Genomic DNA, 14567 nt, shown 5'->3' with positions numbered 1-14567 from the left:
GCAACACCCCCACATACAGCCCACCCTTCAACGACGAAGGTGGGGCTCTCCCGAGAGAACGGGACCAGGACAAAGGCGTCCTCGCTAGGCAACTAGCGGGACGCCTTTTTTGTTTGCGCGTGATTTGTCGAGCCACTGCGGAGAACGACATGAAGAAACTCAAACTGGTGATGATCGGCAACGGCATGGCCGGGGTTCGCACCCTTGAAGAACTGCTGAAACTGAGCACCGAGCTGTACGACATCACGGTGTTTGGTGCCGAGCCCCACACCAACTACAACCGCATCCTGCTCTCGCCGGTGCTGGCCGGCGAGCAGACGTTCGAAGAGATCGTGCTCAACGACCTGGACTGGTACCTGCAAAACAACATCAAGCTGCTGCTCAACCGCAAGGTGGTACAGATTGACCGGGTCAAGCGCAAAGTCATCGCCGAAGACGGCACCGAGGCCGAGTACGATCGCCTGCTGATCGCCACCGGTTCGACCCCGTTTATCCTGCCGATCCCCGGCAACACCTTGCAGGGCGTGATTGGCTACCGCGACATCGCCGACACCCAGGCCATGATCGACACCGCCAAAACCCACAAGCACGCGGTGGTCATCGGCGGCGGCCTGCTGGGCCTGGAAGCCGCCAATGGCCTGATGTTGCGCGGCATGCACGTGACCGTGGTGCATATCGGCGAATGGCTGCTGGAACGCCAGCTGGACAAGACCAGCGGCCAGTTGCTGCAAACCGAACTGGAAAGCCGGGGCCTGGTGTTTCGCCTGTGCGAACAGACCCAGGCCCTGCATGACGCCGGCAACGGCCGCGTGGGCTCGGTGCAGTTCAAAAATGGCGAAGTGATTCCGGCCGACCTGGTGGTGATGGCCGCCGGTATCCGCCCCAACACCGAACTGGCGGAACGGTCCGGCATCCCGTGCAACCGTGGGATCCTGGTCAACGACACGCTGCAAACCTACGACCCGCGCATCTATGCCATCGGCGAGTGCGCCAGCCATCGTGGGATTGCCTACGGCCTGGTGGCACCGCTGTTCGAACAGGCCAAGGTGTGTGCCAACCATCTGGCGCAGTTGGGCTTCGCCACCTACAAAGGCTCGGTGACCTCGACCAAGCTCAAAGTCACCGGCATCGACCTGTTTTCTGCTGGCGACTTCATGGGCGGCGAAGGCACCGAGACCATCACCCTTTCCGACCCCATTGGCGGCGTCTATAAGAAGCTGGTGATCAAGGACGACATACTGGTCGGCGCCTGCCTGTACGGCGATACCGCCGACGGCGGTTGGTATTTCCGGCAGATCCGTGAGAACCATGGCATTGGCGAGATCCGCGATCACCTGATGTTCGGCGAAAACGCCTTGGGCGACGTAGGCCACCAAGGCCAGGACAAAGCCATGAGCATGGCCGACAGCGCCGAAGTCTGCGGCTGTAACGGGGTGTGCAAGGGCACCATCGTCAAGGCGATCCAGGAACAGGGCCTGTTCAGCGTCGATGAGGTAAAAAAACACACCAAGGCCGCCAGTTCCTGCGGCTCCTGCGCCGGGCTGGTGGAGCAGATCCTGATCAATACCGTGGGCGGCGCCGCCGACGTCAAGCCCAAAAGCGAAAAAGCCATCTGCGGTTGCAGCGACCTCAACCACGGGCAAATCCGCCAGGCCATCCGCGACCAGCACCTGCTGACCATCGCCGACACCATGGGCTACCTCAACTGGCGCACGCCCAACGGCTGCGCCACCTGCCGCCCGGCCTTGAACTACTACCTGATCTCCACCTGGCCAGGCGAAGCCAAGGACGACCCGCAATCGCGCCTGATCAACGAACGGGCCCACGCCAATATTCAGAAAGACGGCACCTACTCGGTAGTCCCACGGATGTGGGGCGGTGTGACCAATCCTTCCGAGCTGCGGCGGATTGCCGATGTGGCCGACAAATACAACGTGCCGATGGTCAAGGTCACTGGCGGCCAGCGCATCGACTTGCTGGGCATCAAGAAACAGGACCTGCCCGGGGTCTGGAAAGACCTCGATATGCCGTCCGGGCATGCCTACGGCAAATCCATCCGCACCGTGAAGACCTGTGTCGGCAGCGAGTTCTGCCGTTTCGGTACGCAGAACTCCACGCAACTGGGCATTGAGCTTGAGCATGACCTGTTCAATATGTGGTCGCCCCACAAGGTCAAGCTGGCGGTCTCCGGGTGCCCGCGCAACTGCTCGGAAGCCGGGATCAAGGACGTGGGAATAATCGGCGTCGACTCGGGGTGGGAGATGTATATCGGTGGCAATGGCGGGATCAAGACCGAGGTCGCGGAATTTTTCGTCAAGCTCAAGACCGCCGAGGAAGTGCGTGAGTACAACGGCGCTTTCCTACAGCTGTACCGCGAAGAAGCCTTCTACCTGGAGCGCACCGTGCACTACCTGCAACGGGTCGGCATGGACCACATCAAGAAGGCCGTGCTGGAAGACCCGGCGCGGCGCCAGGCCCTCAATGAGCGCCTGCAATTTTCCCTGTCGTTTGAACAGGACCCGTGGAAAGAGCGCCTGGAGCAGCCATTGCTGAAAAAGGAATTCGACACCATCGCCGTCAAACAGCTGGAGGTAGTGCTATGAACTGGCTGGATATCTGCGCCCTCGAAGAAATCAACGCCCTGGGCTCGCGCATCATCAGCGGCCCGAAAGGGGAAATCGCGATTTTTCGTACCAGTGACGATGAAGTGTTCGCCCTCGACGACCGCTGCCCGCACAAGGGCGGGCCGCTGTCCCAGGGGCTGATCTATGGCAAACGCGTGGCCTGCCCGCTGCACAACTGGCAGATCGACCTGGCATCCGGCGAAGCCCAGGCCCCGGATATCGGCTGCGCCCACCATCACCACGCCCGGGTGGAAAACGGCCGGGTGATGCTGGCCCTGCGGGACGCCGGTTGATGAACCGCCAGGTCACCGCATCGACCTGCTGCTACTGCGGGGTCGGCTGCGGCGTGCTGATCGAACATGATGGCACGCAGATCCTCGGGGTCAGCGGCGATCCGGCGCACCCGGCCAACTTCGGCAAACTGTGCAGCAAGGGGTCCACCCTGCACCTGACCGGCGACCGGTCGGCGCGGGCGCTGTACCCGGAACTGCGCCTGGGCAAGGGCCTGGCCCGCAGCCGCACCGACTGGGACACGGCCCTGGAACACGCGGCCAATGTGTTCGCCGATACCATCACCGAGCATGGCCCCGACAGCGTGGCGTTCTATATCTCCGGGCAACTGTTGACCGAGGACTACTACAGTTTCAACAAACTCGCACGGGCCCTGGTGGGCACCAACAATATCGACAGCAATTCCAGGCTGTGCATGTCCTCGGCGGTGGTCGGCTACAAGCGCAGCCTGGGTGCCGATGCGCCACCGTGCAGCTATGAGGATCTGGAGGCCAGCGATTGCGTGATGATCGTCGGCAGTAACATGGCCTACGCCCACCCGGTACTGTTTCGCCGGCTGGAAGAAGCCAAGGCGCGCCGACCGGACATGAAGGTGCTGGTCATCGATCCCCGACGCACCGACACCTGCGACCTGGCGGATATGCACTTGGCGATCCTGCCGGGGACTGATGTGGCGTTGTTCCATGGGATTTTGCATCTGTTGCTGTGGGAAGACTGGATCGACCGCGACTTTATCCAGGCCCATACCGAGGGTTTGGTCGAGCTGAAACGGCTGGTGCATGACTACACGCCGCAGATGGTCACGCAATTGTGCGGGATCAGCGTCGAACAACTGCGCCAGTGTGCAGAGTGGGTCGGCACCTCGCCGAGTTTCCTGTCTTTGTGGTGCATGGGGTTGAACCAGTCCACTGCCGGCAGCGCGAAAAACAGTGCATTGATCAACCTGCACCTGGCCACCGGCACCCTTGGCCGCCCAGGTTGCGGGCCCTTTTCCCTGACCGGCCAACCGAATGCCATGGGCGGCCGGGAAACCGGCAGCCTGTCGAACCTGCTACCGGGCCATCGCGACGCCGGCAATGCCGAGCACCGCGCCCAAGTCGCCGCTTATTGGGGGGTTGAGCAACTGCCATCCAGCACCGGCTTGACCGCCATCGAACTGTTCGAGCAGGTGCAGGCCGGCAAGATCAAGGCATTGTGGATCGCCTGTACCAACCCGGCGCAATCAATGCCGGACCAGAACAGCGTGCGTCTGGCCTTGGCCGCGTGCCCGTTCGTGGTATTGCAAGAGGCCTTTCGCACTACCGAAACCGCGGCCTTTGCCGACCTGTTGCTGCCGGCTGCCAGTTGGGGCGAGAAGGACGGCACGGTGACCAATTCCGAGCGGCGCATTTCCCACGTCCGCCAGGCCATCACCCCACCGGGCGAAGCGCGACCGGACTGGGCAATCACCGTGGATTTCGCCCAGCGCCTGGAACGCCGCCTGCGCCCGCAGAAAACCGGCCTGTTCACCTTCGAAAACCCGGCGCAGGTGTTTGATGAATACAAACAGCTGACTCGTGGCCAAGACCTGGACCTGTCAGGCCTCAGCCACGCGCTGCTCGACTGGATCGGCCCGCAGCAATGGCCGTTTCCCGCAGAGGCCCAGGCCGGCACGGCACGCTTGTACACCGACGGTATCTTCCCAACCGCCAATGGTCGGGCGCGGTTTGTCGCCGACCCTTATCGCGCCGCCAAGGAGCAGCGTGATGCGCGCTTTCCCCTGACCCTGATCACCGGCCGCCTACGTGACCAATGGCACGGCATGAGCCGTACCGGCACGGCGGCGCAACTTTTCGGGCACGTCAGCGAAGCGTTGCTCAGCCTGCATCCGGACGAATTGCGTCGGCATCGTTTCAAGGAAGGCGACCTGGTCAACCTCAAGAGCCGTCGTGGCAATGTGATCGTGGCGGTGAGCAGTGATGACAGCGTGCGCCCCGGCCAGGCGTTCCTGCCGATGCATTGGGGCGATCGCTTCCTCAAGGGCGGCGTCAACGCCCTGACCCAGCCGGCGTTCGATCCACTGTCGAAACAACCGGAACTCAAGCACAGCGGCGTGCGCCTGGAAGCCGTGCAATTGCCCTGGCACTTGTTCGCGCTGATCGAGGGCGATGTACAGCAACACTTCGAAGCCTTGCGCCCCCTGTGCCAGGGTTTTGCCTATGTCAGCCTGAGCCTGGCCGGGCGCGAACGGCCTGCCCTGCTGGTACGCGCGGCACATAGCGAGGCGCCGGACCTGCAACTGCTCAAGGCCATCGACCAACTGCTGGGCCTTAATGACGGCCCGGTCATGGCCTATGACGACCCGCGGCGCTCTATCGGCAAACGGGTAAAAATCGAGAAAGGCCGGATTACCGCGATCCGCCTGGCCGGCGAAACCCTAGCCCGCCACTGGCTGCAAAGCCTGTGGCTGGAAGGTCGGGCCGACGAGCAATTGCGCCGTTGGCTGCTGGCACCGCTGAGTGCGCCACCTGGTGGTGAAATGACCAGCAACAGAACCCTCTGCAACTGCAAGAACGTCAGTGAAAGCGCGATATGCGCCGGCATCGGCCGTGGTTTGGATCTGGATGGGCTGAAACAAGCGTTGGGCTGCGGCACGCAATGTGGCTCCTGCGTGCCCGAAATCAAACGGCTATTGGCGAGCACCTCGCAGCCAATCGCTATCAGTGTGTGAGGGCAATACCTATGAACGCAAAAGTCTGGCTGGTGGGCGCAGGCCCAGGTGATCCGGAGTTGTTGACCCTCAAGGCGGTACGGGCCCTGCACGAGGCCGATGTGGTACTGATTGATGACTTGGTCAACCCTGCGGTACTTGAGCATTGCCCCGGTACGCGGGTGATAACCGTCGGCAAGCGCGGGGGATGTCGTTCTACGCCCCAGGATTTCATTCACCGCTTGATGCTGCGTTATGCACGCCAGGGCAAATGTGTGGTGCGCCTGAAAGGCGGCGATCCGTGCATTTTTGGGCGCGGCGGCGAAGAGGCCAGTTGGCTGAGGGATCGAGGGGTGAGCGTGGAGTTGGTCAATGGCATCACGGCGGGGCTGGCGGGTGCCACAAACTGCGATATACCGCTGACGTTGCGGGGAATCAGTCGCGGCGTAACGCTTGTCACCGCCCATACCCAGGACGACAGCCGCCTCAATTGGCGGGCATTGGCCGAGGGTGGCACGACACTGGTGGTGTACATGGGTGTGGCGAAGCTTTCAGAGATTGCCCGGCACTTGCTCGAAGGGGGCATGGCCCCTGATATGCCGGTGGCGATGATCGAAAACGCCTCGCTGCCCCAGCAGCGTGAGTGCCGCAGCGCCCTGGCGCACATGCAGGAGGATGCCAAGGCGTTTGCCTTGAAGAGCCCGGCGATCCTGGTGATCGGAGCTGTGGCGGGCAACGTGGTAGAGGTCGCCTTGCAGGCCAGCGCCTGAGGCAAATGGCAGGCGAAAAAAAGCCCGGCCTAAGCCGGGCTTTTTTCTACCACTCAGTAATTACTGAGCTTGAGCTTCAACCGACGCTTCTACACGACGGTTAACAGCACGACCAGCTTCAGTTGCGTTGTCAGCAACTGGGCGGGATTCGCCGTAACCTACCGCGGTGATGCGGTTGGCTTCAACGCCATCATTGGCCAGGACTTTCTTAACAGCGTCAGCACGACGCTGGGACAGCTTCTGGTTGTAGGCGTCTGGACCGACGGAGTCAGTGTGACCAGCAACTTCTACGTTGGTAGCTGGGTACTGCTTCATGAAGTCGGCCAGGTTTTTCACGTCGCCGTAGCTGTTAGGCTTAACAACGGCCTTGTCGAAGTCGAACTTCACGTCCAGCTCAACACGAACAACCTGAGCAACCGGAGCTTCTGGCTCTGGAACTGGCTCTGGAGCTGGTGCTGGGGTAGGAGCTGGAGCAACTGCGCCAGCGTTACCGCCGAAGTTTACGCCCAGGCCGACCAGTGCGGAGTAGTCCCACTTGCCGTTGTCCAGACCGTAGTCAGCTTCAACACCGGCACGAGCGTACAGGTTGTTGGTGAAGTAGTACTTAACACCAGTACCAACGGTAGCGAAAGTAGTCTGATCACGACCAGTGTGGCCATCAGCACGTACGTTGCCACGGCTCTGGTGACCGAAACCGCCTTCTACGTATGGACGCAGGGAGTCGACGCCAGCTTGACCGAAGTGGTACTGAGCAACGAGGCTGCCGGTATCACCTTTGATCTTCTGGTTGCCAGTACCGTCAGTCGAACGGGTGTGGTTGGTCTTGTCGTAGGACAGGTTCAAGGACAGGTCGTCGGTCAGGAAGTAACCGATGCGAGCGCCAGGATTGAAGCCGTCTTCGATGTGCTTGACGCTATCGTTGTACTGCTTCTTGTAGAACAGCTCGCCTTCAACTGCGCCTTGGCCTTGTGCCAGAACGCCGAAAGAAGTAGCGGCAATAAGAGAACCAATGGCCAAGCCCAAGGTGTTTTTCAGTTTCATCCGTTAAATCCCCATCTGGTGATTGTAAAGCAGTCCCACATACCGGGGGACAACTCGGCGACAAGTCTAACAGAACTTGCCTACACGTAAGAGATATTTGCACCGAACTAAGTTTCAGTACTGTCCGCAAATTTCTCACGCAATTTATCAAGAGCACGTTTGTAACGCATTTTTGTAGCACTCAAACCCATATGCATAATGTCAGCAATTTCCTGAAATTCCAGTTCTGCGACAAATCGTAGCACCAGAATTTCCCGGTCAATTGGATTCACATGCACCAACCAGCGATCAAGCCCGCCCTTCTCCTCGGGTGCCGGCGTCTTTTCTTCAGACGCCTCCTCAAGGGGGTCCAGGCTCAATGCGTCCATCAAGCGACGCTTTCGCCGTTCCTTACGATACTGCGTGATGCACTCGTTGTACGTGATGCTGTAGAGCCAGGTTTTGAACTTCGATTTACCCTCGAAGTTCTTCAGGCCATACAACACCTTGAGCATCACTTCCTGACAGACATCATCCGCATCACGATCGTTCCCTAAATATCTTGAACAAACGTTGAACAGAGTGCGTTGATACCTGCGCATCAATTCTTCGTACGCGCGTGTTACGTGAAACAGCTCCGTGTGCGAGCGCGCGACCAACTCCTCATCAGAGAGCTCACGGGGGTCATAGCGCGTGGACAGCGTTTGGGCTTTATTCAAAACAAGTCGTGCCGACAGTCAGGTCAATGTCCGCCACAGCCTGGATACCCAGGTTTGCGGCGGCGTACATTAGCAGGGTTTACCGGGTTAGCGGCTATTGACCTGCTGTTCCAGCAGAACCCGATTGGACAGCGACACTAGTTCGCCATCATCGGTCAGCACCGTGGTTTTCACCGTACCGATCTCTTCAATCTGCCCTTCGACCTCGCCAACACGCACGTGTTGCCCAACCTGATACAACTCACGCACATAGATTCCCGCAAGAATCTGACCGGCAATTCCCCGGCTTCCCAACCCCATGGCCAGTGCAACGGCCAGACCAACGGTAATCAAAACGATCACAATCACATGGTTGAGCAGGTCAGTCTTGACCTCCAACTGGCTGATCGCCACCGAAATACTGATGATGATTACCAGCCCCTGGGCGATTCGCCCCAGGCCGCTGGCATAGTCCAGGCCCACTCCTTCGGCAGCGCCGCGTACCAGCCCATTGGCCAGTTGCGCCAGCAAAACCCCCACCAGCAACACCAGCGCGCCGCCGAATACCTTCGGCAAATACAGCGCCAGCATGTCGAGCGTAGCTGAAACTCGCTCAAGTCCAAGTGATTGCGCCGCAGAAACCAGAAAAATCAGCAAAACAAACCAATAGACGATCTTGCCGATCAGTGTCGAGATCGGCACTTGCAGCCCGGCACGCCCCAGCAGCTTGGTCAATCCGGTGCCGGCCATCAGGCGATCGAGGCCCAGCTTGGCGAGCAATTTTGAGAGCAGGGTGTCGAGCAGCTTGGCCACGACAAAACCCAGCAGCACCAACACCAGCGCACCAAACAGGTTGGGAATGAAATTCGCCACCTTGGTCCACAACGCAGTCATTGCAGTGACCAGACTCTGCGTCCAGAGATCAAGTTCCATATTCAATCAGCCTTATCAGCAGTGCGAGCAATAGGTTTACGACGAGAAACAGGTGATACGTGGGCCGAACCATTGTTCAGGGCCATCATCAATGCCGGCACCCAGCGGCCGAGCAGACCAAACAGATCGCCCGCACCTACCTGGCGGTTGGCAGTTTTCAGTACGCGGCCCAGGCAAGCGTCGTCGTCACGGTTGGACGGCGAAGCATTAAGCATGTCACGCAGAGACTGTTCAAACGGATCGTGCATAGGGACCTCTCGCAAGTGAGTTAAAAGACGAGGGCAAAATTCGTCGGGTCACATGACCTCTCCCGCCGTTCAGGTCACGTTCAGGTCAAACCCAGCGTAAACGTCGAAACAACCACCACTGCCCAAGGGCCACCGAGACCATCAACAGGCACGCTAGCGCGAAACCATATGGGCTCTCGGAGAACGGAATTCCGCCCACGTTGATCCCCAGCAACCCTGTCAGAAAACTCATCGGCAAAAAGATCCCGGTGATGATCCCGAAGCGGTACATGGTGCGGTTCATGCGCACGCTCAAACGCCGATCCTCGGCCTCCAGCACCAGCCCCACGCGCTCCCGGCTCAGTTCCAGCTCTTCCAGGTAACGGGTCAGACTGTTATTCAATTCATTCCAATAGTCGGCATCGTCATCGGCAAACCATGGCAGTTTTATGCGTGTCAGTTGCGCGAAAATATCGCGCTGCGGCGCCAAAAAACGCTTGAGCGCGGCGGCACGCCGACGGATCTGCAGGACACTGCCATGCTCCGGGGTATACCGTTCGTCGGTATCGAGTTTTTCTTCTTCGATATCGACGATTTCAGACAGGTCACTGACCAGATCCTGCACTTTATGGGTCAGGTACTGCGCCATGTACAGGATCAGCTCGGAAGCAGTCCTGGGGCCTTTACCATCCGCCAACTGCACCAGCAACTCGTCGGTGGCGCGCAATGGCCGCAGACGCAGGGAGATGACCCGGTCAGCCGAAGCAAAGATACGCACCGACACCATGTCTTCCGGCTCGGCTCCTGGGTTGAGGTTGATCCCGCGCAGAAACAGCAGCAATTCGTCGTCCGGCAACGGCAGCAGACGCGGGCGGGTGTTCTCCTCCAGCAGCAGGTCACAGGCAAACTCGCTCAGGCCACTGGATTTGCGCAACCAGGTCTGGGTCTGGGGATGACTGCGATCCCAATGCAGCCACAGGCTTTCCTGAGGCTGCAGTTGCAGCTCGTCAAGCTCAGTCCGGGCAATTGAACGCGCACCGCCTTTACCGTCCAGCACCAGGGCATGCACCAGCCCCCACTGCGCGTTTTCTTCCTCGAACATCCTCACCCCTGTCGGCTGCTGCAGTTATTCAGGCATTTTCAAAGGGCTTGGCGAAACAATCACGCCATTATTATCGGCATAGACATATTCGCCTGGACGCAATGTCACGCCGGCAAAGGTCACGGCCCCGCCCACGTCACCCACACCCTGGCGATGACTCTTTTTAGGGTGGCTGGCCAGGGCCTGCACGCCCAGGTCGGTCTGCGCCAGTACGTCAACGTCACGCACACAACCGTAGATCACCAAGCCCTCCCAACCATTCTTTGCGGCTCGATCAGCGATCATGTCGCCCAGCAAGGCGCAACGCAGCGAACCCCCACCATCGACCACCAGCACTTTGCCAGTGCCGTCCAGCTCGGCCTGTTCCTTGACCCGGGAGTTGTCCTCAAAACACTTGACGGTCACGATCTGCCCACCGAAGGAGTCCCGGCCCCCAAAGTTGGCGAACATCGGCTCCAGCACCTGCACCAGGTCCGGGTAGGCGTCACACAGGTCGGGGGTAACGTAATGGTTCATCGAGAAACTCCTGTCGGTGAAAGAAGGTGTCGAACATCCACAGCCACATCAAGAAAACGCATCGCAACGGGCATTCTTTAAGACCTGCCGCTGCAAGGGCGACAATGATCAGACCCACCAGACTGTAACGCAATAGCCACTACGCGACTGAATATGACCAAAATAGCTCGGTGCGTCATATCTTAGCCGTAAGCCACTTCAAGCGAAACGCCCTCTTTAGAGCCTTTTCTCAGACAGTCGCAGGCACCGGCGCCTGTGCATCCACCGGAGGTGTCAGGGGATCTTTCAGCCAGCGCTGCACCAGTGGCCATACTTCGGCCTGCGCCGCTTTGCTGACCAGCATCTCAACATGCCCGAAATCACCGCTGAACCCATGCTTGCGCCCCAGGCACAGATAGTGGCGATGCTCGCTGCCCACCTGCTCAAACAGCTTGCGGCAGGCCCAGTCCGGGTCCTGATGATCGCCAGCGGCACTCACGGCCAGTAGCGGCACATCGACCTCGGCCAGGCCTTTCCACCAGTCGCGCTCGGCATCGCCGAAACGCCCGAACAAGCCATGCCAGCGCATGCTTTCCAGAGCCAGGCCGATAGGCTCGTCTTCCGGACCACGCTTGAGGCGCGAGCCGGAGAGCTGGGCAAAGCGCTTGAGAATCAAGCGTCCACCCCACTCCACCGGCGGAATCTTCAACGGCCAGTAAGTGCGGCTGACCTGGCAGCCAAACAACGCCACCGACGCCACCGCCGGCGCGCCCAGATAGTGGCCGCCCAAGGCTGCCGCCAGAGTCGTGCCACCCAATGAATGGCCGATCCAGTGCGGGATCTGCGCACTTTGCTCACGCACAAAGGCGGCAATGGCTGGCAAATCGTAACGAGCATAGTCGGCGACACGATTCTTGGCGTAGTCCTGGTTGCGCCGGGAAAGCCCGTGGCCGCGCATTTCCGGGATCCATACATCAAAGCCCTGGCGCGCCAGGTACGCCCCCAGGCCGATACCTTTGGGCGAATACCAGAAGCGCCGGTTGGAAAAGCTGCCATGCACCAGCACCACCGGTATGCCACGGCTTTGCGCGACATCGGCCAGGCCCAGGCGTGTCACCGCCAGCTCTACGGTGCTGTCGGGGCTGTTGCCAGGCTTGAGGCGATAGACATCTTCACTCAGGTCGCCACGACGCTCAGCGCTGATCAAGGCGACGGGAAACAGGTTGCTGCTGCTTTGCATAATGTTCTTGCACAAAAAAGGGCGGCGTCCGGTAGGAGTTCCGCCCTGTACAGAATGAGAAATGCCGGCCAGCCGCACTGGCTGGCCGGCAAATGGCAATTACGCCGAGGCTTGACCTTCAGCCAGGAAGAACCAGGTTTCCAGCACGGAATCGGGGTTCAGCGAGACGCTTTCGATGCCCTGTTCCATCAGCCATTTGGCCAGGTCCGGGTGATCGGAAGGGCCTTGGCCGCAGATGCCGATGTACTTGCCGGCCTTGTTACAGGCCTGGATGGCGTTTGCCAGCAGCTTCTTGACCGCAGGGTTACGCTCGTCAAACAGGTGCGCGATGATCCCGGAGTCACGGTCCAGGCCCAGGGTCAACTGGGTCAGGTCGTTGGAACCGATGGAGAATCCATCGAAGAACTCCAGGAACTCTTCGGCGAGGATGGCGTTGGACGGCAGCTCGCACATCATGATCACGCGCAGGCCGTTTTCGCCGCGGGTCAGACCGTTCTCGGCCAGCAGGTCAACGACCTGGCTCGCTTCGCCCAGGGTACGCACGAAGGGCACCATGATCTCGACGTTGGTCAGGCCCATCTCGTTGCGCACACGCTTGAGGGCGCGGCACTCAAGCTCAAAGCAGTCACGGAATGCTTCGCTGATGTAACGCGAGGCGCCACGGAAGCCCAGCATCGGGTTTTCTTCTTCCGGCTCGTAGAGCTTGCCGCCGATCAGGTTCGCGTATTCGTTGGACTTGAAGTCGGACAGGCGCACGATGACTTTCTTCGGCCAGAAGGCCGCCGCCAGGGTGCTGATGCCTTCCACCAGCTTCTCGACGTAGAAGCCCACCGGGTCGTTGTAGCCGGCGATGCGCTTGTCGACGCTGTCCTTGATTTCCACCGGCAGGCCGTCGTAGTTCAACAGGGCCTTGGGGTGCACGCCGATCATGCGGTTGATGATGAACTCCAGGCGGGCCAGGCCCACACCGGCGTTCGGCAACTGCGCAAAGTCGAAGGCGCGGTCGGGGTTGCCGACGTTCATCATGATCTTGAACGGCAGGTCCGGCATGGCGTCGATGGAATTTTGCTTGATATCGAAGCCCAGCTCACCTTCAAAGATGAAGCCGGTATCGCCTTCGGCGCAGGACACGGTGACGCCCTGGCCATCCTTGAGCAGTTGGGTGGCGTTGCCACAACCCACCACTGCCGGGATCCCCAGCTCACGGGCGATGATCGCCGCGTGGCAGGTACGCCCGCCACGGTTGGTGACGATGGCGCTGGCGCGCTTCATCACGGGTTCCCAGTCCGGGTCGGTCATGTCGGAGACCAGCACGTCACCTGGCTGGACCTTGTCCATCTCGGACACGTCCTTGATGATCCGCACCTTGCCCGCGCCGATGCGCTGGCCGATGGCACGGCCCTCTACCAGCACGGTGCCGGTTTCTTTCAACAGGTAGCGTTCCATGACATTGGCCGAGGTGCGGCTCTTCACGGTTTCCGGACGGGCCTGGACGATGTACAGCTTGCCGTCGTCGCCGTCCTTGGCCCATTCGATGTCCATCGGGCACTTGTAGTGCTTCTCGATGATCATCGCCTGCTTGGCCAATTCGCTGACTTCGGCATCGCTGAGGCAAAAGCGCGCACGCTCGGCCTTGTCGACATCAACGGTTTTCACCGAGCGACCGGCCTTGGCCTCGTCGCCGTAGATCATCTTGATGGCCTTGCTGCCCAGGTTGCGGCGCAGGATCGCCGGGCGACCGGCCTCAAGGGTGTGCTTGTGCACGTAGAACTCGTCCGGGTTGACCGCGCCCTGTACGACGGTTTCGCCCAGGCCGTAGGCGCCGGTGATGAACACCACGTCACGGAAGCCCGATTCGGTATCCAGGGTGAACATCACGCCGGCAGTACCGGTTTCCGAACGCACCATGCGCTGTACGCCGGCAGACAACGCTACCAACTTGTGGTCGAAACCCTGGTGTACACGGTAGGAAATGGCGCGATCGTTGAACAGCGAGGCAAATACTTCCTTGGCTGCCCGGATAACGTTTTCCACGCCACGGATATTCAGGAAGGTTTCCTGTTGGCCGGCGAACGAGGCGTCGGGCAAGTCTTCGGCGGTGGCCGAGGAACGCACGGCGACGGCCATGTCCGGATTGCCGGCCGACAAGGTGGCGAAGGCTGTGCGGATTTCGGCGTTGAGCTTCTCGGGGAACTCGGCTTCCATGATCCACTGGCGGATCTGTGCGCCGGTCTTGGCCAGGGCGTTGACGTCATCGACGTCCAGCGCGTCCAGGGCAGCGTGGATCTGATCGTTGAGGCCGCTCAGTTCGAGGAAATCGCGGTATGCCTGGGCCGTGGTGGCGAAACCACCGGGCACCGAGACACCAGCGCCCGCAAGATTACTGATCATCTCGCCGAGGGATGCGTTCTTGCCCCCCACATGCTCTACATCATGGACGCCGAGCTTATCGAGGGAAACTACGTACTCTACCAAGGT

Annotated in this window: 12 protein-coding genes; 4 read left to right on the top strand and 8 right to left on the bottom strand. The window is 60.2% G+C overall.

The window, feature by feature from the left end:
- Positions 1-149 precede the first annotated feature (149 nt).
- The 4 genes from nirB to cobA are packed head-to-tail and all read left to right on the top strand — an operon-like array spanning position 150 to position 6374.
- Positions 150-2603, top strand: a complete 2454-nt coding sequence (gene nirB / locus ACO77H_RS07425; protein ID WP_432755205.1) for a nitrite reductase large subunit NirB — start codon at positions 150-152, stop codon at positions 2601-2603.
- Positions 2600-2917 (top strand): nitrite reductase small subunit NirD, encoded by a 318-nt coding sequence (gene nirD, locus ACO77H_RS07420; RefSeq protein ID WP_169954238.1) that lies wholly within the window; start codon positions 2600-2602, stop codon positions 2915-2917. The genes nirB and nirD overlap by 4 nt, the downstream gene beginning before the upstream one ends.
- The gene (locus tag ACO77H_RS07415; protein WP_432755204.1) at positions 2917-5625 is read left to right on the top strand and encodes a nitrate reductase; all 2709 of its coding nucleotides are present in this window, start codon (positions 2917-2919) and stop codon (positions 5623-5625) included. Before nirD ends, ACO77H_RS07415 begins: the two co-directional genes overlap by 1 nt.
- An 11-nt stretch (positions 5626-5636) precedes the next feature.
- Positions 5637-6374, top strand: coding sequence for a uroporphyrinogen-III C-methyltransferase (gene cobA / locus ACO77H_RS07410; protein WP_170057730.1), 738 nt, complete (start codon positions 5637-5639; stop codon positions 6372-6374).
- 60 nt (positions 6375-6434) lie between these two features.
- Here the strand turns inward: cobA and ACO77H_RS07405 are convergent, their stop codons facing one another.
- From ACO77H_RS07405 to ppsA, 8 genes are all read right to left on the bottom strand, one after another.
- Complete coding sequence (locus ACO77H_RS07405) at positions 6435-7415, bottom strand: OmpA family protein (protein ID WP_169954241.1); 981 nt, start codon at positions 7413-7415, stop codon at positions 6435-6437.
- 107 nt (positions 7416-7522) lie between these two features.
- Positions 7523-8113: an RNA polymerase sigma factor SigX gene (sigX, locus tag ACO77H_RS07400; protein WP_038442311.1), complete on the bottom strand. Its 591-nt coding sequence runs from the start codon at positions 8111-8113 to the stop codon at positions 7523-7525.
- A gap of 87 nt (positions 8114-8200) precedes the next feature.
- Positions 8201-9025 (bottom strand): mechanosensitive ion channel family protein, encoded by an 825-nt coding sequence (locus ACO77H_RS07395; protein WP_169954242.1) that lies wholly within the window; start codon positions 9023-9025, stop codon positions 8201-8203.
- A 2-nt stretch (positions 9026-9027) separates the two neighbouring features.
- Positions 9028-9273: a hypothetical protein gene (locus ACO77H_RS07390; protein ID WP_038442312.1), complete on the bottom strand. Its 246-nt coding sequence runs from the start codon at positions 9271-9273 to the stop codon at positions 9028-9030.
- A gap of 85 nt (positions 9274-9358) precedes the next feature.
- A complete protein-coding gene (locus tag ACO77H_RS07385; RefSeq protein ID WP_169954243.1) occupies positions 9359-10354 on the bottom strand; it encodes a zinc transporter ZntB in 996 nt (331 codons plus the stop codon).
- 24 nt (positions 10355-10378) lie between these two features.
- The gene (gene rraA / locus ACO77H_RS07380) at positions 10379-10870 is read right to left on the bottom strand and encodes a ribonuclease E activity regulator RraA (RefSeq protein WP_170057727.1); all 492 of its coding nucleotides are present in this window, start codon (positions 10868-10870) and stop codon (positions 10379-10381) included.
- A gap of 229 nt (positions 10871-11099) precedes the next feature.
- Positions 11100-12089, bottom strand: coding sequence for an alpha/beta fold hydrolase (locus ACO77H_RS07375; RefSeq protein ID WP_169954245.1), 990 nt, complete (start codon positions 12087-12089; stop codon positions 11100-11102).
- 99 nt (positions 12090-12188) lie between these two features.
- Positions 12189-14564, bottom strand: coding sequence for a phosphoenolpyruvate synthase (gene ppsA, locus ACO77H_RS07370; protein ID WP_029298284.1), 2376 nt, complete (start codon positions 14562-14564; stop codon positions 12189-12191).
- Between the last annotated feature and the right edge of the window lie 3 nt (positions 14565-14567).

Source organism: Pseudomonas sp. WMBT8 (assembly GCF_050916005.1).
GTDB lineage: Bacteria > Pseudomonadota > Gammaproteobacteria > Pseudomonadales > Pseudomonadaceae > Aquipseudomonas.
The sequence above is the reverse complement of the archived record's forward strand: the minus strand, read 5'-3'. Positions and strand labels throughout refer to the sequence as shown.

What these genes read in the sequence shown, in the direction of transcription:
- nirB (WP_432755205.1), top strand. Translation starts at nt 150, where the DNA reads ATGAAGAAACTCAAACTGGTGATGATCGGCAACGGCATGGCCGGGGTT.
- nirD (WP_169954238.1), top strand. Translation starts at nt 2,600, where the DNA reads ATGAACTGGCTGGATATCTGCGCCCTCGAAGAAATCAACGCCCTGGGC.
- ACO77H_RS07415 (WP_432755204.1), top strand. Translation starts at nt 2,917, where the DNA reads ATGAACCGCCAGGTCACCGCATCGACCTGCTGCTACTGCGGGGTCGGC.
- cobA (WP_170057730.1), top strand. Translation starts at nt 5,637, where the DNA reads ATGAACGCAAAAGTCTGGCTGGTGGGCGCAGGCCCAGGTGATCCGGAG.
- ACO77H_RS07405 (WP_169954241.1), bottom strand. Translation starts at nt 7,415, where the DNA reads ATGAAACTGAAAAACACCTTGGGCTTGGCCATTGGTTCTCTTATTGCC.
- ACO77H_RS07395 (WP_169954242.1), bottom strand. Translation starts at nt 9,025, where the DNA reads ATGGAACTTGATCTCTGGACGCAGAGTCTGGTCACTGCAATGACTGCG.
- ACO77H_RS07390 (WP_038442312.1), bottom strand. Translation starts at nt 9,273, where the DNA reads ATGCACGATCCGTTTGAACAGTCTCTGCGTGACATGCTTAATGCTTCG.
- ACO77H_RS07385 (WP_169954243.1), bottom strand. Translation starts at nt 10,354, where the DNA reads ATGTTCGAGGAAGAAAACGCGCAGTGGGGGCTGGTGCATGCCCTGGTG.
- rraA (WP_170057727.1), bottom strand. Translation starts at nt 10,870, where the DNA reads ATGAACCATTACGTTACCCCCGACCTGTGTGACGCCTACCCGGACCTG.
- ACO77H_RS07375 (WP_169954245.1), bottom strand. Translation starts at nt 12,089, where the DNA reads ATGCAAAGCAGCAGCAACCTGTTTCCCGTCGCCTTGATCAGCGCTGAG.